At 27.5% G+C, this 3888-nt stretch carries 4 protein-coding genes; 2 read left to right on the top strand and 2 right to left on the bottom strand.

The genetic code is table 11. The features are described 5' to 3' along the window. Positions 1-1279, bottom strand: a 1279-nt coding sequence (locus Q5F54_RS11595) for a ribonuclease J (protein ID WP_302334469.1), incomplete at its 3' end; no start/stop codon positions are given. 231 nt (positions 1280-1510) lie between these two features. Between Q5F54_RS11595 and Q5F54_RS11590 the strand changes: the two genes are divergently transcribed. Next, entirely contained in the window at positions 1511-2008 is a 498-nt protein-coding gene (locus Q5F54_RS11590) for a spore coat protein (RefSeq protein WP_302169553.1), read from the top strand. Between the two features lie 135 nt (positions 2009-2143). Here the strand turns inward: Q5F54_RS11590 and Q5F54_RS11585 are convergent, their stop codons facing one another. Continuing rightward, on the bottom strand, positions 2144-3184 hold the full coding sequence (locus tag Q5F54_RS11585) for a BMP family protein (RefSeq protein ID WP_302169555.1): 1041 nt from the start codon (positions 3182-3184) through the stop codon (positions 2144-2146). A 297-nt stretch (positions 3185-3481) separates the two neighbouring features. Between Q5F54_RS11585 and Q5F54_RS11580 the strand changes: the two genes are divergently transcribed. Beyond that, positions 3482-3808 carry a hypothetical protein gene (locus Q5F54_RS11580; protein WP_288523428.1) on the top strand — a complete coding sequence of 109 codons (327 nt, stop codon included), beginning with the start codon at positions 3482-3484 and terminating at the stop codon, positions 3806-3808. Positions 3809-3888: the final 80 nt, after the last annotated feature.

Genomic DNA, 3888 nt, shown 5'->3' with positions numbered 1-3888 from the left:
CTTTATCTTGACAAATTTCTAAAACTTGACCGGTTTCTAATGTAAATACATTTGATTTATCCATTCCTAATTTTAAAGCTAAATCACTATGATGTTTTAGATGTCTATACTCGCCATGTACAGGCATAAAATATTTAGGTTTTACTAATGTATGAATTAATTTCAATTCTTCTTTATATGCATGTCCTGATACATGTATATCTTCTAAATCTTCATATATTACTTCTACACCTTTTCTATATAGTTGATTTATTACTCTAGATACTAACTTGTCATTTCCTGGTATAGGTGATGCAGATATTATAAATAAATCATCTTGTTCTATAGATATATGTCTATGTGATCCATAAGCAATTCTAGACAATCCTGCCATAGGCTCTCCCTGACTACCAGTAGTTATTATTGTAATCTTATCACTTGGATATCTATTTAAATCTTCAATGCCTACAATACTTTCTTTCGGTATATGCAAATACCCAAGATCCATAGCAACATTTGATATATTTTCCATACTTCTTCCGCTAAAAACTATTTTTCTATTATACATCATAGATGCATCTGCTATTTGTTGCATTCTATGTATATTTGACGCAAATGTAGCTACAATAACTCTACCATTTGCATTAGATATTATTCTATTTAAAGTTTCCCCTATAATTTTTTCAGATAAAGAATGCCCTGCTCTTTCTACATTAGTACTATCTGCCATTAAAAGTAAAATACCTTCTTGTCCAAGTTGAGCTATTCTATTTAAATCCATAACTTTTCCATCTATAGGAGTATAGTCTATTTTAAAATCGCCTGTGTGTAAAACTGTGCCTATAGGGGTATGTATAGCTAAAGCACATGATTCTGCTATACTATGAGTTACTCTTATAAATTCTATAATTAGTTTATTTAATTTAATTGATTCCCCTGGACTTATAGGAATTAAATTAGTTTTAGATAACATATCATGTTCTTTTAATTTACTTTCAACTAAGCCTATTGTAAGTTTAGTTCCATATACAGGCATATTTATTTGTTTTAATATATAAGGAATAGCTCCTATATGATCTTCATGGCCATGAGTCAAAAATAAACCTTTTACTTTATCTTTATTATCAAGTAAATATTTTATATCTGGTATCACCAAGTCTATACCATACATATCTTCATCTGGAAAAGATATTCCACAGTCAATTACTATTATTTCATCTTCATATTCTATAGCGGTTATATTCTTACCTATTTCTCCAAGTCCTCCTAATGGTATTATCCTTAAACTTTCTTTTCTCATATTCTCTACCTCTCACTCTATTATCTATATTAATTTTATATATTTTAAAATTAAATTCTTTTATCATCGTTCAATATATTTATCTAAAATTTTCATTACCTTATATTTTAGTTTTTCCTCAATGTTATATATTAATTCTTATTTTTATTTATATATTAAATCAAACAAGTAAACTAAAAATTTAAGAATATTATTTTATCTTTTACAGAAACTACTACTGGAGGTGTTTTTATGGTTAATTTAAGTACAAAAGAAAGAATGTTATTAGAAGATGAAAAATCACATGAGCAACTATGCGTTGATAAGTACAATGAGTATTCAAATAAAGCACATTGTCCAGAACTAAAAAACTTATTTTCTCAACTTGCTCAAAAAGAACAACAACATCTAGACTCTATCAATCAATTACTAAATGGAATAGTTCCAAATATAAATCAACAATCAGGAGGCCAACAAAATAGTTCTAATCAACAGTTAGTAAATCAACAATTTATAAATCAATCTCATATAAATTTTGGAACTAACACTTATAACGAACATGATAAGATGCTTTGCAATGATTCACTATCTACTGAAAAATTTATATCTTCTACATATAATACAGCTATATTTGAATTTAGAGATAAAAATGTAAGACAAGTATTGAATCATATACAAAAAGAAGAACAAGAGCATGGAGAAAAAATTTATAATTACATGGCTAGTCATGGTATGTATCAAGTTCAATAATATAAAATATTCATATAAAAGGTCTTTATTTAAATATATTTTAGATAAAGACCTTTTATATGATCATTTTTATAAATGTACTTGGATTTCATTATAAAAAGATATCTCTATAAATTAGAGATATCTTTTTATGCACTATTTCATCATAGCATCGTATTCTTTTTTATCTTTAGGTACTTTTATGTCACCTTTTTTCAACTTTTCAATTTCTTGATTTACATAGTCTAATATATCTTGTGGGACTAAGTTTTTAGTAGTAGGAGCTATACCAACAGCATCTTGATCTAATCCATACACAGTAACTGTTCCACCTTCAAATTTTCCATCAAGTAAATCTTTAACAGTTTCATAAACACCAACATCTACTCTTTTTATAGCTGATGTTAAAACATTCTTTGGTGCTAAATCACTCTGGTCTCTATCAACACCTATTGCATATTTATTTTTTTCTTTAGCCGCCTCTATTGCACCTGTTCCAACATCTCCACCTGCAATAAATATTATATCTGCACCTTGACCATACATTTGATTCGCTATTGCTTTTCCTTTTGCCTGGTCTGTAAATGAATTTGCAAATTGATCTTGTATTTGTACATTTGAATTAGCTTTTTTTACTCCAGCCATATACCCATATTTGAAAGTATCTATAACAGGTATATCCATTCCACCTATAAACCCTACATTATTGGTTTCCGTCATTTTACCAGCTATTAATCCAACTAAATATGCAGCTTCTTGTGAGTTAAATAATATAGACTTTACATTTTTTATATCACTTGGTAACTCTTCATCTACAATAACAAACTTTTGATCTGGGTATAATCCTGCTCCTTCTTCTATAGCTGGAGCTAACTTCGCACCAACACCTAATATTAAATCTACACCTTCATCTACAAATGTTTCTATATTAGCTGCATAGTCTGAATCTTGTTTTGATTCTAAATATGTAACTTCTACTCCCAATTCTTCTTTAGATTTTTGAAGACCTTCCCACGCACTTTGATTAAAGCTTTGATCATTTACACCTGCTACGTCGGTTATCATTCCTATTTTTAATGTAGCTTTTTCATTGCTTACATTTCCACCATTACCTTTATTTTTGCCTGAACACCCTACTAATAGTGATGTAGATAATACTACTGATGTTGCTAGTGATACTATTTTTTTTAATTTCATGTATTAACCTCCATCTATAATAATTCTTTTATAAAGTAATTATTAAATAAAATTAAACTTTATTTTTAGAGCTATTATGTTTTATCATATTAAATAATTTATATTTTGTATAATTTCTAGTTGATAAAATTTTTATAGTATGTACTAATTCTTCCTAAATAATTTAACCTGCTTACATAATAAATATTCATGTATTATATTTTCTTACAATACATATAAATATTTCGGTTATATTTTCTAAACTACTTATCATAAACTTTAATGTACAAATATTATTAATATAAAGGTTGGTGCTATATGGATAAAATAATTAATTCTCCATACAACATTAATGCTGTTGCAAGAGTAGATTCTGATAACATAGTTCATAATCATATCTATCATCACTGTCCTATAGGAAGGGTTGATGACAATAATTTTGTTTATGATAACAATAATAATATAGTGGGTAGAGTTGATGACAATGGCATAGTTCATAATCATGCTATAAACAATAGTCCTATTGGAAAAGTTTTAGAAAATGGTTTTGTAATTAAAGAAAATGCTTTAGTTGGTAGAGTTGATGGTGATAATTTATTATTAGCTGGTGCTGCTTATCTTTTATTAATTCAAGGTAATAGATAAAAAAGAGCCTTAGGGCTCTTTTTTGTTTAAAGTGTACCCTTTGTCAAGGACAATTTAAAAAAAGGTATTTCTAAGAAACA

The sequence above is a fragment of the uncultured Romboutsia sp. genome (assembly GCF_958366745.1).
Classification (GTDB): Bacteria; Bacillota; Clostridia; order Peptostreptococcales; family Peptostreptococcaceae; genus Romboutsia; species Romboutsia timonensis.
Note: the sequence above shows the minus strand (reverse complement) of the source record. Positions and strands in the feature narration are given on the sequence as shown.

Excerpts from the sequence above, each read along its gene's own strand:
- Q5F54_RS11580 (WP_288523428.1), top strand. The coding sequence starts at position 3,482 with ATGGATAAAATAATTAATTCTCCATACAACATTAATGCTGTTGCAAGA.
- Q5F54_RS11585 (WP_302169555.1), bottom strand. The coding sequence starts at position 3,184 with ATGAAATTAAAAAAAATAGTATCACTAGCAACATCAGTAGTATTATCT.
- Q5F54_RS11590 (WP_302169553.1), top strand. The coding sequence starts at position 1,511 with ATGGTTAATTTAAGTACAAAAGAAAGAATGTTATTAGAAGATGAAAAA.